Raw genomic sequence first — 14,070 nt, forward strand, 5'->3', positions numbered from 1 at the left:
GCTGCCACATAGGATCGAGCGGCCCAGGCCGCGCGCCGTTGGTGGTGGCAGCTGCCACCGGGGGAACACCAAGGGCACCTGCCCTTTCGTTCCCGAAGCATAATCGACAGGACCGAGTTGCACGACAAGTTCGGCCAGGCCGACGCGCTCACGCGCGCCGGGCCTCTCTAACCGTGCGGCCCGCACCACTCCCATCGATTTTGCTTCCCCTCCCCATCCCGCGCTTCGCCAGCGGGTCAGAGCCGCAGGCCGTAGGCAGCGGCTTCGCCTAAAAGGAGTGAGGAAAATGGAAGCAACCCCGGAGCAGATCGCGACGATTGCGGCGCTGAACGACCTTGCGCGGCGGACTATGGGCGTCACTTGCCGCACCGTCATTACGCAGGGCGTGGCGGCGCTGGACAGCAGCACGCAAACCAACATCATCAAGATGGTCGAAGCCTTTGAGGATTTCACCACCGACAACGATCCGAGGGGCGAGCATGACGCCGGTTTCCTTTATCGTGACTTGACCGGCCAATGGCACACCAGATGGACCGCAGAGGACGCGCGGCCTTCCCTCTCTGTCATGTGGAAGATCGACTATTATGATCGCGAACTTGAATATGGCAGCGCCGAGCCGTGGAACCCCGATGCCACAACCCGCGTGCTGACCATTCTTCTCGCTAACGAATATTGAGGGAGGCAACCATGAGCAAAATGCCCCCGGTGATAGAACTTAGCTGGCGCGATGAAAACTATGGTGCCGTCTGCGCCGTCGCCGCCTTTCGCAACTATGCCGGATCGCTCGATTGGAGCGACCGAACCCAACAGCGTTTTCGCGGATGCCTGAAACGAGCGGGCTTCGCGTTCCACGATGGCCGGTGCAGCTATATCGCCAGCAGCGGCACCCGTGAGGATCGACAGCGCGCCCTTTGCGACGAGCTGGCCCGCGCGGGCTTCCAGATCGACAGCGGCGACGTGCGCGCCCTTCCCATCAGCGAACAGGAGTGATCCACCATGCAACCCATGCGACACCTTGACCGGGACACCCGCCGCGCGCGCCTTCTGGCGGCGCGGACGCGGCCCGTTGGCGGCATAAACCGGCGCGGCATCTTCACCGGCCATTGGGACGGCGGCGATGTGGTGCGCCAGTTTCGCGGCGACAATGGTTCGTGGATTGGCCTTGCCACCTACAGGCCAAAGGATGACCCGGAGCCGCAGCAATGAGAATTAGCAACACCGCGAGCGCAGTCCGCGTCACTCTCTCCCCTACCGAGATAGGCGAGTTGCAATTCGTGATCGAGGCGGCAGAGCGCGCAGGGCATTATATGCCCGCGCGCGTCCCCAACATCATAGCGGCGCTGGCGAGCAGCGCCGCCGATGTTCGGACGAAGCAGGCCGCGAAGCGTGTGGCGAAAGATAGAGCGGAACGGATCGAGCGCGTTCGCCGCGAGCGCGAACAGCAGTTCATGCTGGGCGACCGTTACAGTGTCATGGCGAGCCGCGCCGACTACGCCGACGCGGCTCGCGATCCTGACGCCCGCCGTTGGGTTGAACTTGTGTTTCATGAGATCATGGGAAGGCCCCTCCCCGACCAATGCGAAATTCGGCGCGATGTGTGGCTTGTTCGCGTGGTCCAATTGGAGGGCGGGACATTCGGTGCGGTTGTGGGTTGCGATTGCACCGAAACCTCCGACCTGGCTGAAATCACCTGCGTAGCGGAACGCATGATTTCTCGCTTTGAGGGCGAGGTTTGAGCAACATTTAAGGCGTGTGGGGTGGTGGCAGCTGCCACCGCTTGGATTGTGGCTTCACGAAATTGTGACGCGCAGAGCGCCCACATTTCTGAAAATCCGTTGTATAACCTCAATCGAGCGAGGGCGGGGCCTGTAGCAGCGGACCCCGCTAATCCTCTCGCTCAAAGGAGGTGATGTGATTTGACAGCATACGAAGCAGCACAATTGACGATTGCAGCCGTTGCGCTTGTGGTCGCGATTGTGAAGCTGGGGAGGTCCGATAAGGGCTAAGCCAGCGGGGCGGGTGGTCTAGCAGGGCTGCCCGCCCTAAAAGTTTGAACCCGCCGCGTAGCAGCGCGGCGGGTTCAGGTAGGTGTGTGACTGACGCCGCACACGAAGCAATCCCTATATAGCCTCTTTTCCCTGCCAATCCAATAACCGCCTTTTATAGCCCGATTTGCGGCTGACCCGGCAGATGCATCAAACTCCGATGGCCGATGGCAAAAGTATCAAACATGCAAGCTGGCCCGCCACATTTCCGGCCAATTGATAGCCACTGTCGGAAAACCCATCATCCCCGGCCATCCACGTCGCGATCAACCCAGCGGCCCAGCCAATTCCCGGCAAAAGCATGATTTTCATCACAGGTTGGGAGATCGCCAATAGCGCGGGCGTCTCAAAGACGCCGCTGAACCCCGCCAGTGATGAAACCGCATGGAGAACGACCGCCACGCCGACCAAGATCATTTGAGCCAGCATGATATACTGGACCGCTAAAAGTGACGTCTCGTTATAGGCGTATCGTGTTTCGCTCAGCATGATCTACTCCCTCTGAGCGCAGCATATCTTACTCACTTTTGAGAGCAAGCCATGAGCGGACAGGTCGCGGCGCTTCGCGCCGGTCACACGGGAGGGCTATAGCAAAGGCCCCGGTCGCGGTGCTTTTCGCTTCACCCAAGGAATATCAGTTCGCTCGACGGCCATCCTCTCAGCCGGATATGGCCGATCAAATTGATAAAGATCGGCAAGCGGCGCTGTTAGCCAGGTGCGCCAATGCTCTGGATCGAGGATAACCGGCGAGCGATCGTGAATGTCGGCAAACTCAATGCAATTGTCCGTCATGACGCCAGTGTATGAGAGGCCCCAATCCTCATTCGACCACAGCCCCGCCCACGCGAAAATCGGTTGATCGGGAACCGACAACCACGCTTCTGTCATCTTGCCCTTCGCACCGATGGCCTCTGCAAAGCGCGCCGTGGGAATGAGGCAGCGGTTGCCGGGGTCTATCGCCCAGCGCTTCCAAAATGCGCCCAGCTTGTCAAAGCGAGCATTATTGACTGGCTTCGGCGCGAGCGGCTGACCTTTGCGGCCCTTAAGCGTAACCGGGAAGCCCCAGGTCATCCGCTCTAGGACCATCTCACCGTCAACAAGCCGGACGACAGGGCCAAGCTCTTTCGGATGAACGCGATCGGGATTGGCGTTGTACTGCGCGCCATTTCCATTCGCAGGGATCACATCGAGAATTAGCTGGCGATCGCCGGGATTGTATCTGTTGCACATGAGAGGAAGCTGGTGGAGCAGCCTTTGGCTGTCAATCAGCCGGGTTAAGTGCCCGCGCGATTAGCAATGACTGTCTCCGAAAATGACCCCCCACAGGCCATCGACGTTTGAGCGGCGATCCTATGTTCCCTTTCCGTTCCCATATGCGTTAGAAGGGCAAAGAAGGGAATCACGATGTTGCTGCCACTCATGCAGCCGGTCCCGCTTGCCGAGGTGCCAGAGGGACTAATTCCCTTGCTCATCGGGGCGGCGGGAGCTGGCTTTCCCAGTCCCTCGCAGGACTGGGCTGAAGATCGCATTTGCCTGATCGAGTTGCTGCGGCTCGACCGCGCCGCCAGCTTTGTGTTCCGCATTAGCGGCACCAGCATGATCGACGCGGGTATCTACGATAACGATGTGGTGGTGGTCGATCGCGACACGCGCGCGGTCGAGGGCCATATCGTCATCGCCATAGTGGACGGCGGCTTTGTATGCCGTCAGCTCGCCCGCCGCCAGGGCGGCACTTTCCTAGAGGCGCGCAACAGTCGGCAGCACTCCGATCCGACCCCCGCCGAGGGTATCGAGATTTGGGGCGTGGTGCGAACCAGCGTCCGCGATTATCGGCTTTAGGTGGCCTCATGGCGCACGCGATTGCCGACATTTCAAATTTCTACGTCAGTGCAGAGCGGCTTTTCGACCCGAGTTTGCACGGTATTCCGGTCCTTGTTTTGAGCAACAACGACGGTTGCGCGGTCGCGCGCAGCGAGGAAGCCAAGGCCCTGCATATCCGCATGGGCGAGCCAGTTTTCAAAATCCGCGACCGCATCGAGCGGCACGGCATCCAGCTTCGATCGAGCAATTACGAACTCTATGCGGACCTCAATCGCCGTTTCAATGCGGTCATTGCTGAACATTCCGACACGGTGGAGATCTACTCCATAGACGAGAGTTTTTACCGGCTCCCCGCCCTACCCAATGGGCTAGGCGACGTGGCAGCGGCACATCGGTTGCGCGAGGACATATTGCAGCAAGTCGGGCTTCCGACCCGGATCGGCCTTGGACCAACGCGCACGCTATCGAAGGTTGCCAATGGTCTGGCGAAAGCCACCGAAAAAATATGGGGCGGCGTCGTCGATCTTCACGACACCGAATTGCGGCGGCGCCTATTCGAGAAATGGCCGGTTGGAGAGGTGTGGGGCGTAGGCAAGGCGCTTGAAGCGCGCCTTTTGCCCCTTGGCGTTCGCACCACCGCCGACCTGGCCGCGTTGCGGCCAGAGATCGCGCGCGACATTGGAACAGTCGTCCTCGAACGTCTCGTGCGCGAGCTGAACGGCATCGAGTGCATGGATTTTCAGGTCGAACCGGATGCGATGAAGGCTACCGCCGTAACCCGCCAATTCGGGGAGCCGGTCAAGACACTGGACGCGCTGCGCGAGGCCATGGCGCGCCGCGCGGCACGCGCGGCCGAGAAGATACGCGCCCAGGGCCTCGTCGCGAGCCGACTGATCGCCTTCGCGCATGGCTCACGCTATCGGCCTAATCCGCCATCCGCTTCGCGATCGGCGCGCCTGTCGCCGGCGACGAATGACCCCCGCGTGATTCTAGGCATTGTAGGTCAGATGACCGAGGCCATGTTTGAGCGGGGCGGGGTCTATACCAAATGCGGCGTGATGCTGGAGGATTTGACGCGGCAAGGCGAAGCGCAGGCTGACCTGTTCGCTACCGCCGACCCGCGCGGGCCTGCATTGCTGGCCGCAATGGACGGCCTCAATAGCCGGTTCGGGCGGGACACCATCAAGATTGCCGCGCAAGGTCACGGCGCGAAGGGCTTCGACACCAAACGCAGCCGAAAAAGCCCGTCATGGACAACACGGATCAGCGAAATACCCATCGCCAGATAGGCTAGGCAGATTGGCGGAAATGTGGCGGCAGAGCCGCCGCGTCGTTCGATAGTGTCGGGGCCTGTTCCGGCCCCCTGGCGCAAGGGCTGGACCGTCTCGACCGCTACGCGGCCTCGCTTGGCGATCATGGCGGTATCCCCGCCCTTCCTCCGCTGCGCTCCGTGCAGGACGGGCGATCCCCCTCCCCCATGACCGGCCCTCACTGCGCCATTCCCCGACCCAGCTCGCCACTTGGCAGAAGTCGATGGCCCATCGCCTTCGGCTTCGATTTTTAGGGAAAGGAACTGCATATGGGGCAAGAGCTTATGAACCCGCATCAGATCGCGGACATTTGCGAGGGGCGCGATAAAGCGATTTCCCTTTGGCTTGGTCTTTTCGATCAATACCACGCGACAACAGCCGAGGCGGGCAGCATCTGCATTGGTGGAAATCTTGGCCTGTCCGGTGCGCGCGATCATCATCGCGGAGAAGATACCTTAACCGCCGCATTCGTGCGCGCGCGCGCGCTGGACGAACGCGACCCCAAGACGGGCAAGATCACGACGATTGAGGCCCGCGACAATTTCGAGCGGATCGCGACCATGGAAATAGATCGGCGCTGCTGGTCGAACTTGATGGAGCGCCTTGGCTTCGATCAGTTGCTAGATGAAACGGCGCGCCGCGAGTTTTACGAGGGATTACGCGAGGCACCGGCACCATTCACGACCGACAATTGCGCTGCAACGTTCGGGCATATCTGGGAGAACCGGCGCGACCTCTATTTGCGCGGCATCGCCACCGTTTTTTCAAAGCTGGATCGTCGCTTTCGTTCGCATGACGGTTTCAAGATCGGCGCGCGTCTCATCATCGACGGCGCAATGAACGAATGGGGATCATGGGAGCGTTACGAGCGACGCGACAGCTTGCGGGACGTGGAGCGCGTTTTCCTTGAGCTGGATGACAAAGCGCCCCTGCCCGAAGGGTTGAGCATGGCGGCAATTGTTGGAGAGGCGGCGCGGGATCGCGTGAATCTCCCGACAGTCGTTCACGGTGATTATTTCCGCGTTCGCATCTTCAAAAACGGCAATCTGCATATCTGGTTTGAGCGCGCGGACCTCTTGCAACAGGTCAATTTGCTTCTCGCTGAGTATTACGGCGAGGCGATTGGCGATAGCTACGACACGACCGAGGCAGAGGATGCCCCCCTGTTCCATGTCACCCCTGCCAAGGACTTTGGTGCTTTCATGACCTCACCCACGGTTGCGGCGCAAGTCGTCGAGCTTGCACGGATCATGCAGGGCGACCGCGTGCTTGAACCCAGCGCTGGCAAGGCTGCGATTGCGGGTCGCGCTCGCGACGAAGGCGGCACCGTCACTTGCATCGAGATACAACCCGGCCTGGCACACGAATTGCGCGTGATCCACGGTTTTGCGGACGTGAGGCAGGCCGATTTCCTCACGCTGGAACCGCGTCACTTCGCACCTTTTGATAAAGTGGTGATGAATCCGCCGTTCGACCGTGGGCGCGACTGCGATCATGTGCGCCATGCCTATCAATTCTTGAAGCCGGGGGGAGTGCTCGTTGCGGTCATGAGCGCACGGGCCGAATGGTCGGAGGATAAGCGGCACAAGGCATTGCATCGCATCATCGACAAATGCACCGCGATCTATGGCAACCGCAAATGGATCGACCTTCCCGCTGGATCATTTGCCCATGCAGGGACCAACGTGAACACCGTTTTGCTTGCCATCCGTAAGCCCGATTGATCGGCGCAGGCGGTGGCAGCTGCCACCGCCTAATGACCGCCCGTTGGGCGGACGTTCATTTGTTATATCCCCCCGTCAGTGTCTTCCTAGCATGAGAGACGCGCCGGATCGCATCAAGGATCGTCGGTCCCCCCAATTTGCTGCGCAAATCGGCTCCCCCGTCGCCCGCTATCGCGGCCGCTTCGCGGTCCCTGACCCGACCCGGCGCGGCTCTCCCCCTTGGCCCTGCCAATTATGGCAATAAGGAGGTTGTTATGTCCCATCGTCTGTTCGCCCAGCTTGCATTCGAGCGTGCGCTTGGAAATGCAGCGATCGAGGCGTTGAGGAACGCCCTAAACGATAAGGACCACTTCGACGCTGAAAGCATGTGGCCGAAAGATCCGATGTTCATCGGCAAATCGAGCGCCGATATAGAAGCGGTTTCGACTGAGCTTGCGCAGGTCATTGAAGATCGGATCAGGGACGTTCTTGATGGACCCGGCATTCGGAACATCGAGCGAGGCGATTGCTTCGACGCGCACCTGGTCAACATGATCTTGGCGGCGAAAGCTAAGCGCGAGCAGTCCGGCTGACACCGGACGGGGCGGGCTTAGCCCGCCCCACTTCGCCCTATGGGCGAAAAACCGATGATCTCGGTTTCAACACGGAGCGAGGAAGGGGGCATCGAACCCCCTTCCTCGCAATCTCTTCTCTCTGTGTGTCGTGGCAGTTTGGCATGGGTGCGCGCCAACTTTCAAGGATCGGCGGTTCCCCCAATTTGCTACGCAAATCGGCTCCCCCACCGCCCGCTCTCGCGGCCGCTACGCGGTCCCTGACAGTCGGCGCCGGGGCCCATGCCGTGTTTCTCCCGTCAACAACGAGAAGGAGAACCGGATGCACATCAAATTGTTTAGAGCACTGAAAGCGGCTAATCTGTCAGACGACGCCGCAGCAGAAGTAGTTGAGGCTATCGAGGAGTATATCGCAGTGAAGGTACAGGAGGCGAACAAGGGCCTAGAAAGCAAGCTGACCGCCCAAACATGGGTAATCGGCTCTGTCGGGTTCGTCCTGGCCGTCATCGGCCTCGCGCCAGCATTCGTCAAAATGTTCAACTAAGACCAAGGGAGGCTTCGGCCTCCCTTTTTTTGCCCATCCGAGCGAGCTGCATACGCCCACTGTTCAATAGTATGTGTCGCCCAGCGAAGGTGGCTAGTCGTCTATCGCCTTGGCCCGTATCGCTTCGGCAATCTGCGCCAACAGTTCAGCCACCTCGTCAGACTCACCCGCCGAGAACGCTTCTACAATTCGGGCCGACTGTTCAAAGCCATCTGGCGCTTGATCCATTATAAATTGACCTTTTAGACATGGGTGGCATCAACGCAACCTGACCTATCCAAGCGATTGCTTTTAAGGCTCCTTACTAGGCGGAGGGAGCCATATCTTGTAGTTCCGCTATATCACGCAGCATTGCCGCCCAGCTTCCCAGGATCATTCCTTCCTCTTGGTCGACCTCCCCCGTGGTGACGGCATACATGCCGAGAATATTGGCGACCTCATCCGTTTCGATCAGCCCCTTGCGCGCGAGCAACGTGGCAAAGATCGACAAGGCTCCGCCCATTGCGCGCACAAGTGAAGCGTTCTCAGGGGCATCAAGGCTTTCGCGGTTGTCGTTGGACAATGCACTACTCCCTAATTGGAATGTGACGTGGTTTTGATCGAGCCAGCGCCTTTGGCACTATCTTTCGACGCCAGCAGTTGGACGACCGGCATTCCAAGAGCATCGGCAATGCGCTCCAAAGTGGAAACCGTCGGGTTGGCCTTGGCGCGAGCGATGAATGAAATGTGTGATGCAGCAACGCCGGATCGTTCTGCCAATTCTGATTGTGTAATCCGCAGCTTTTTGCATCTGGCGCGAATGTTCGCGGCAAGCTGGATCATGAGCGGCGACTCTAGATCGCTCAGATTCAGATACACGGGCATGACGATCCTTCCTTCCAACCTGGCGCAGAATGTCGGCCCCGGCAGCATGGCGCAATAGGGTTGCGACGAGAGGTTATTGCGCCTAGGCTTTCGCGCCTAGCGCACATGGTATAGGTTACGCGCCATATGCATTGAGCGAAGGCATTCGCGTATGAGGAAAAATCAAGGTGGTGCGGTGCAATCTCCGGTGGAGCTATTTGCCGCAAAAATTGCAAAGGCCGGTTGGGAAGGGTCGATCACAGACCGGCAAATCGTTGATCGCCTGATCGCGACCCTCACGCCTCAGGAGCAACAAGTCGTCGGATTGCGGATTGGGCTTGGCCAATCCCACGCCTTCACCCTCAAGGCGATCGGAGACATTATCGGTTTGTCAGATAGCCGGATTTCGCTGATTGAGGCGAAGGCTTATCGGAAAATGCGATGGGTGTGTAAAAATGTCGGTATCGACGATCATGCTGCCTTGGACCGCTTGGCGCAGCAGCGAGAAAAAACGGTCGCTGACGAAGATCAGGCTAGAGAGCGTCGGGAAATTCAGAAGGCGCTCGACCTAGCAACCAAAAGGCAACATCGCCTAGAGCGGGACGAAAGGCGGCGCGCGAATGCTCGCAAGAATGCTTGGGAACGCCGACTACGCAAGGCAGAGGAACGCCATCAGCAATTGAATGATGAAGCAGCTTATCTTGCGCAGCGCGTAAACGCGCTTGAAGGACGAGGATGGCTCGCGCGGACGATCATTCCGCGCAATACAGAGATCGACCGTTCGCGGGCAAGAGCGCAGCAGTGTGGAATTGAGATTGCAGAAGCGGCCGCAGAGATTGCGAAGCTTCACGCCACACGACCCGAGGGGCCTGACATTGCCGAGTGAGAACGCCCCTCCCCCGGCCCCGAAGATCGCGCGCGTCTATTTGCGCGTCAGCACCGACGCGCAGGACTTGCGCCGCCAGGACTCCATTGTGACCGACGCGAAGGCAGCGGGTTACTATGTCGCGGCTGTCTATCGAGAGAAGGCATCGGGTGCGCGAGCTGATCGCCCCGAGCTGCTGCGCATGATTGCCGATCTTCAACCCGGCGAAGTCGTCATTGCGGAGAAGATTGATCGGATCAGCCGCCTACCGCTGCCCGAGGCCGAGCAGCTGGTTGAGACAATCCGCGCGCGTGGCGCACGCATTGCTGTTCCCGGCGTGGTGGACCTATCCGATCTCGCGGCCGATGCCGAAGGCATCGCCCGCATCGTGCTCGAATCTGTTCAAGACATGCTATTGAAGATCGCTCTGCAGATGGCGCATGATGACTACACCGATCGCCGCGAACGCCAGCGCCAGGGGATTGCCTTGGCGAAAGTGGAGGGGCGCAGCGGAGGCCGTAAAGGCGATCATGCAAAGCACGCTCGCATTGTCGCATTGCGTGAGGCGGGAAAGAGCATCTCCCAAACAGCCGAACTTGCCGAATGCGACCGCAGCACCGTCAAAAGAGCGTGGGCCGCGCATCGAACATCCCAGGAGCCAAAGCAGGAACCCAGCGCCGCGAAAAAGCACCATGAGCGGAAACGCTGATCGCTCAAACTATCATGATCGCAGCCGGTGGCAGCTGCCACCGGCCACCCTTTTGCCGTGCAAGCGAAATGCCAACTCTCAAACGATCAACGGCCATACAGCTGTAGTTTCCATATTCAGCATTGCAGATCGAGGGCAGCGACGAGGGGAGGACCAAGGCCGGTGGCAGCTGCCACCACCGTCAGCACGAATTGCTGCATCTACTTGGCACGCTTCCTTTGGGCGTTACTGTCTGCCGGATACGAACTGCGCATCGCCACTAATGCGGGCAAGCAGAAAACCGGCCTTCGGCCTTGGGTTTCCACAAGTGGACCCTCCCATTTTCAACTTGCCCGCGTCGCTCAGCTTCGCCGCCAAAAATCCGTCAGCAACGCTTATCCAAAGGAGACTACCATGCAGAACATCGCTGAATTTCGGATCATCGGGCGCGTTGGCAGCGTCGATCAGACCGATAAGGTCACACACGTTTCCGTCGCTGCGAACTATAATCGCAAGGATGGCGATGAATGGAAAACCGACACGCTTTGGAACCGCGTGACGTTTTTCCGCCAGTTGGCGGAACGCGCTGGCGAGCTGGGCAAGGGCGACCTGGTGCATATCACCGGGCGGATGCGCCAGAGCAGTTACGAGAGCAACGGTGAAACCCGCTACACTGTGGACCTGATCGCGGAGGGCATGGGTATTCTGGCGCGGGGCGGGGCTGAATAGCCCAGCCCCATCGCCAAAAGACGGGCGGCCCGCAGGGCCGCCCTTTTTTGTGGACACAAGCCTATGCTAACCATAATATGATTAGGGTTTAATTTTGCGAGGCTTTTTGTGGCTGCCAAATTGTTCAATCGTGTTGCGAGCTTACGGGCCGCAGCTGGACTTACGCAAGCCGAGCTTGCGGCACAGATTCTTGTCTCGCCTGAGACAATCGCGGCCATTGAGAACGGTCGACAGGATGCAACCCTGCTAACGGCGTTGCGAATGTCGCGCGCGTTGCAAACCCAAGTGCCGAACATCTTTAGGGAGCAGCCTTTCCCTAAGTTGATCGGCTCCGATCGTGGCGAGAGCCGAACAGCTTAGGAGGCCGCTATGCGCCGTCAGATTGCCAACAAACTTCGGCGTGCGGCCCGCGCGCTCAGGACTACCATGAATATCGCATGGCTTATCCTGTTGCTTGCAATCGCGGCGATCCTCCTGACTGTGGTTCTCGCAGTCGGTGCCCTCGCCTATTTCGCGTTTGGCTGGTGGGGTGTGGCGGTATTCGCTGCCTTTGTCCTTGCGGCTTGCTTCGCCCCGGAGCCATCGCCTGAACCGACCGCCCCGCAAGGCGAGCGCAAGGGCCTCAATCTCAATGACGATCCGAATCCGTGGTATATGCAGAGCCAGTATCGGTTCCACCACGGCCCAACCAACAATCACCGTGGGAACTGGTAATGCGAACAATTGTCGTAACGAACGAGCGCGGTGGCATCGGGAAAACCACGCTAACTTGCCATATTGCGTGGCACCTTGCCGAGCAGGGTAAGCGCGTCGTGGTTCTTGACCTCGACAAGCAATGCCATAGCGCGGGGATGCTCAAAGCGGACTTCGAGCAGATAGGCCCGGTTCAGTCGATTCTTGATTTTGACCCCGCCGACGAACCTCCAGCGCTGGCATGCTTCAAGAACACGCGCCAGATTGTGGAACTGACTACGGATGGACCACAGCAAGGCCAGCACATCGGCGCCTATGTTCGCGCCATTCGTGTTGGCCTTGCCAAGCACTACGATTATTGCGTGATCGACACGGCTCCGGCTTGGGATGGCCGGAACCTTATGGCGTTGATCGCGTCCGATTATGTCGCGATTCCTTTGGACCCTGACAAAACCGCCCGACAGTCGCTCAACGAAATCTCGCAAAGCATCCATCTTGCAAACAAGGTGCGAGGGGAGGGTAACGGCACCCGGTTCGGGATCGTCTTCAATCGCGTTCAGGCGACCAGCGAAGTTTCGCGCCAGCTGATGGAGCGAATTGCGCAGGCGCTTCCTTTGCATGTGGTGCCGCATACCATCCCGCACCGTGAGCACATGCGCGAGGCGGCGCTTCTCGAAATTCCTGTTTGGCGATTGGCGAAGGACACCAGGCGTAGCGCGCCAGTCGTGCGCGAGGTCGTTTCTTACATTGTCGATCAAGCTGAGCTGGAGGTCGCATGACGCCTTTAGCGGACTTCATCGAGCGTCTGGAAGGTGCCGGATTTATGATTGAGGTCGAGGACCATTCGATCGAGCGGCCGATTTGGCGGCTTGCGCTGGACGACGAAGATGGTGGGACGTGCATGTGGGGCATACCCATTTGGATCGGAGGCCGCTGGGACATTTTTCTCAGAACGACCTGCTCCGCCGTTCACTCTGATGAATGGTATCGCAATTTTCACACGACACTGGCGAAGGCGATTTGGCTTGAGGACGAAGCCGGGTCGAAGATTGCCGAGAGCACGTATTTGAAAGAAGGGGTACGGCATTGAGCAAGGCAGCAACCAAACCCGCGAAGAAGGGCTTCGCCGATTTCAACATGGACGATATGGATTTCTCCGCCGTCCCTGCAAACACTGAGTTCAAGGCGGCAGGACGGTTCCAGCGCTTGCCTATCGCTGACATTGATCCAGACCCTTCGCAGGTTCGTCGCGACTTCGACCAGTCCGAGATTGATGCGTTGGCGACGACGATCAAGGAGCGTGGGCTGTTGCAGCCAATCGTGGTCGCACCGACCCCAAATGGACGCTACATCATTCGATATGGCGAGCGCCGGTATCGCGCTTGTCGCCAGCTCGGTTTCGATCAAATCGACACCGTTCTCGACCAAGCCGATGATGAGCGCGACATTGGGTTGGATCAGTATCTTGAGAATGAGCAACGGCAAGAGCTTAGCCTGGCCGATCGCGTCCACTTCATTGCGGCGCGAGTAAGTGAAGAGCTTTCAACAAAGGATCTAGCTGCGCGAATTGCAAAGCCGCATTCGGAAGTGAAGCGGCTATATTCGCTTCGCACGTTGCCCGACGACATTCTTTCAGCGCTTGCAGGGTGCTCGCCCCGATCAGCTGTTGCCATCAAGCACGCCATGTCACTGGACGAAGAGGCGGCGCGCGGATTTCTGGCTGCGAACGAAAGTCCTACTGCCGCCGAGTGCGAGAAGTTTCTTGCCGGGCTTCAAGGTGGAACGGAAAGGGCAGGGGAGCCGCAGATCGCGCCCGTCACCTCCATGCCCGACCCGCAGGCAGAGGATGAGCAACGGGTGCCGGTGGCAGCTGCCACCAGCGCGCGCATCGGGCAAATGGAGCAGGGCGATCCGAACGAGCATGATGGCGATCGGGAAGGGCAGGGGCAGGCATCGAACCAAGATGCCATGCGGAGGCATCGCGCGACCCGTCAGCCAAAGGAGGCGAATGACGCACCGGCCATCATCATTCAGGGCCGTCGCGGTATTGTCCTAAGCGGCCAGGTCACGGTTCAGTTCGACGGTGAGAGTGCGCCCCAAGCCTTCGACTTTTGATAACATTTACCTGTCAACGGTTGTCCGTTTTCCGGCATCTTGGAAATTTGAAGCGGTGGCAATTGCCACCGCTTTCTTTTTTGGGGGGTAGGTATTCATGTATGGCAGGATAAGCCTTGCGGCGGCGAATGTTAACCGTTAG

20 protein-coding genes and 1 pseudogene are annotated in these 14,070 nt (G+C 59.2%); 17 read left to right on the top strand and 4 right to left on the bottom strand.

All coding sequences use genetic code 11. The annotated features are described in order from the left end of the window. The first annotated feature begins 286 nt into the window (after positions 1-286). Genes OVY48_RS06990 through OVY48_RS07005 form a run of 4 tightly spaced genes read left to right on the top strand, consistent with a single transcriptional unit; the run spans position 287 to position 1,736 of the window. Entirely contained in the window at positions 287-676 is a 390-nt protein-coding gene (locus OVY48_RS06990; protein WP_313922279.1) for a DUF3768 domain-containing protein, read from the top strand. An 11-nt stretch (positions 677-687) separates the two neighbouring features. Next, complete coding sequence (locus tag OVY48_RS06995) at positions 688-990, top strand: hypothetical protein (RefSeq protein WP_313922280.1); 303 nt, start codon at positions 688-690, stop codon at positions 988-990. A gap of 6 nt (positions 991-996) precedes the next feature. Beyond that, on the top strand, positions 997-1,206 hold the full coding sequence (locus OVY48_RS07000; protein ID WP_313922281.1) for a hypothetical protein: 210 nt from the start codon (positions 997-999) through the stop codon (positions 1,204-1,206). Further along, positions 1,203-1,736 carry a hypothetical protein gene (locus tag OVY48_RS07005; RefSeq protein WP_313922282.1) on the top strand — a complete coding sequence of 178 codons (534 nt, stop codon included), beginning with the start codon at positions 1,203-1,205 and terminating at the stop codon, positions 1,734-1,736. Before OVY48_RS07000 ends, OVY48_RS07005 begins: the two co-directional genes overlap by 4 nt. Positions 1,737-2,195: 459 nt before the next feature. On the opposite strand, the gene OVY48_RS07010 is transcribed toward OVY48_RS07005, so the two are convergent. Together OVY48_RS07010 and OVY48_RS07015 are read right to left on the bottom strand one after the other, a co-directional pair. Beyond that, on the bottom strand, positions 2,196-2,534 hold the full coding sequence (locus OVY48_RS07010; RefSeq protein WP_313922283.1) for a hypothetical protein: 339 nt from the start codon (positions 2,532-2,534) through the stop codon (positions 2,196-2,198). Between the two features lie 96 nt (positions 2,535-2,630). Then, entirely contained in the window at positions 2,631-3,275 is a 645-nt protein-coding gene (locus tag OVY48_RS07015) for an SOS response-associated peptidase family protein (protein WP_313922284.1), read from the bottom strand. A 174-nt stretch (positions 3,276-3,449) separates the two neighbouring features. On the opposite strand from OVY48_RS07015, the gene OVY48_RS07020 reads away from it, so the two are divergent. From OVY48_RS07020 to OVY48_RS07040, 5 genes and pseudogenes are all read left to right on the top strand, one after another. Then, entirely contained in the window at positions 3,450-3,884 is a 435-nt protein-coding gene (locus OVY48_RS07020) for a S24 family peptidase (RefSeq protein ID WP_313922285.1), read from the top strand. 8 nt (positions 3,885-3,892) lie between these two features. Further along, complete coding sequence (locus OVY48_RS07025; protein WP_313922286.1) at positions 3,893-5,155, top strand: Y-family DNA polymerase; 1,263 nt, start codon at positions 3,893-3,895, stop codon at positions 5,153-5,155. A 581-nt stretch (positions 5,156-5,736) separates the two neighbouring features. Next, positions 5,737-6,282: pseudogene (locus OVY48_RS23870) on the top strand (DUF4942 domain-containing protein); the annotation flags it as partial. An 872-nt stretch (positions 6,283-7,154) separates the two neighbouring features. Beyond that, positions 7,155-7,472 (top strand): hypothetical protein, encoded by a 318-nt coding sequence (locus OVY48_RS07035; RefSeq protein WP_313922288.1) that lies wholly within the window; start codon positions 7,155-7,157, stop codon positions 7,470-7,472. A 301-nt stretch (positions 7,473-7,773) separates the two neighbouring features. Then, positions 7,774-7,995, top strand: coding sequence for a hypothetical protein (locus OVY48_RS07040; protein ID WP_313922290.1), 222 nt, complete (start codon positions 7,774-7,776; stop codon positions 7,993-7,995). Between the two features lie 304 nt (positions 7,996-8,299). On the opposite strand, the gene OVY48_RS07045 is transcribed toward OVY48_RS07040, so the two are convergent. Next, a complete protein-coding gene (locus OVY48_RS07045) occupies positions 8,300-8,557 on the bottom strand; it encodes a hypothetical protein (RefSeq protein WP_313922292.1) in 258 nt (85 codons plus the stop codon). An 11-nt stretch (positions 8,558-8,568) separates the two neighbouring features. After that, positions 8,569-8,859: a helix-turn-helix transcriptional regulator gene (locus tag OVY48_RS07050; RefSeq protein WP_313922293.1), complete on the bottom strand. Its 291-nt coding sequence runs from the start codon at positions 8,857-8,859 to the stop codon at positions 8,569-8,571. 151 nt (positions 8,860-9,010) lie between these two features. On the opposite strand from OVY48_RS07050, the gene OVY48_RS07055 reads away from it, so the two are divergent. The 8 genes from OVY48_RS07055 (at position 9,011) to OVY48_RS07090 (ending at position 13,928) form a co-directional block, all read left to right on the top strand. Further along, a complete protein-coding gene (locus OVY48_RS07055) occupies positions 9,011-9,724 on the top strand; it encodes a sigma factor-like helix-turn-helix DNA-binding protein (protein WP_196227722.1) in 714 nt (237 codons plus the stop codon). Continuing rightward, positions 9,708-10,412, top strand: coding sequence for a recombinase family protein (locus OVY48_RS07060; RefSeq protein ID WP_409593017.1), 705 nt, complete (start codon positions 9,708-9,710; stop codon positions 10,410-10,412). Before OVY48_RS07055 ends, OVY48_RS07060 begins: the two co-directional genes overlap by 17 nt. Positions 10,413-10,805: 393 nt before the next feature. Then, a complete protein-coding gene (locus OVY48_RS07065; RefSeq protein ID WP_196227723.1) occupies positions 10,806-11,120 on the top strand; it encodes a single-stranded DNA-binding protein in 315 nt (104 codons plus the stop codon). A gap of 108 nt (positions 11,121-11,228) precedes the next feature. Continuing rightward, on the top strand, positions 11,229-11,480 hold the full coding sequence (locus tag OVY48_RS07070; protein ID WP_066532463.1) for a helix-turn-helix transcriptional regulator: 252 nt from the start codon (positions 11,229-11,231) through the stop codon (positions 11,478-11,480). A gap of 9 nt (positions 11,481-11,489) precedes the next feature. Next, the gene (locus OVY48_RS07075) at positions 11,490-11,834 is read left to right on the top strand and encodes a hypothetical protein (RefSeq protein WP_313922295.1); all 345 of its coding nucleotides are present in this window, start codon (positions 11,490-11,492) and stop codon (positions 11,832-11,834) included. Then, entirely contained in the window at positions 11,834-12,592 is a 759-nt protein-coding gene (locus OVY48_RS07080) for a ParA family protein (protein ID WP_198356793.1), read from the top strand. The genes OVY48_RS07075 and OVY48_RS07080 overlap by 1 nt, the downstream gene beginning before the upstream one ends. Next, complete coding sequence (locus tag OVY48_RS07085; RefSeq protein ID WP_313922297.1) at positions 12,589-12,903, top strand: hypothetical protein; 315 nt, start codon at positions 12,589-12,591, stop codon at positions 12,901-12,903. Before OVY48_RS07080 ends, OVY48_RS07085 begins: the two co-directional genes overlap by 4 nt. Beyond that, positions 12,900-13,928, top strand: coding sequence for a ParB/RepB/Spo0J family partition protein (locus OVY48_RS07090; protein WP_313922298.1), 1,029 nt, complete (start codon positions 12,900-12,902; stop codon positions 13,926-13,928). The genes OVY48_RS07085 and OVY48_RS07090 overlap by 4 nt, the downstream gene beginning before the upstream one ends. The last annotated feature ends 142 nt before the right edge of the window (positions 13,929-14,070 follow it).

Origin of the sequence: Sphingobium sp. SA2 (assembly GCF_032227065.1) — a bacterium.
Classification (GTDB): domain Bacteria; phylum Pseudomonadota; class Alphaproteobacteria; order Sphingomonadales; family Sphingomonadaceae; genus Sphingobium.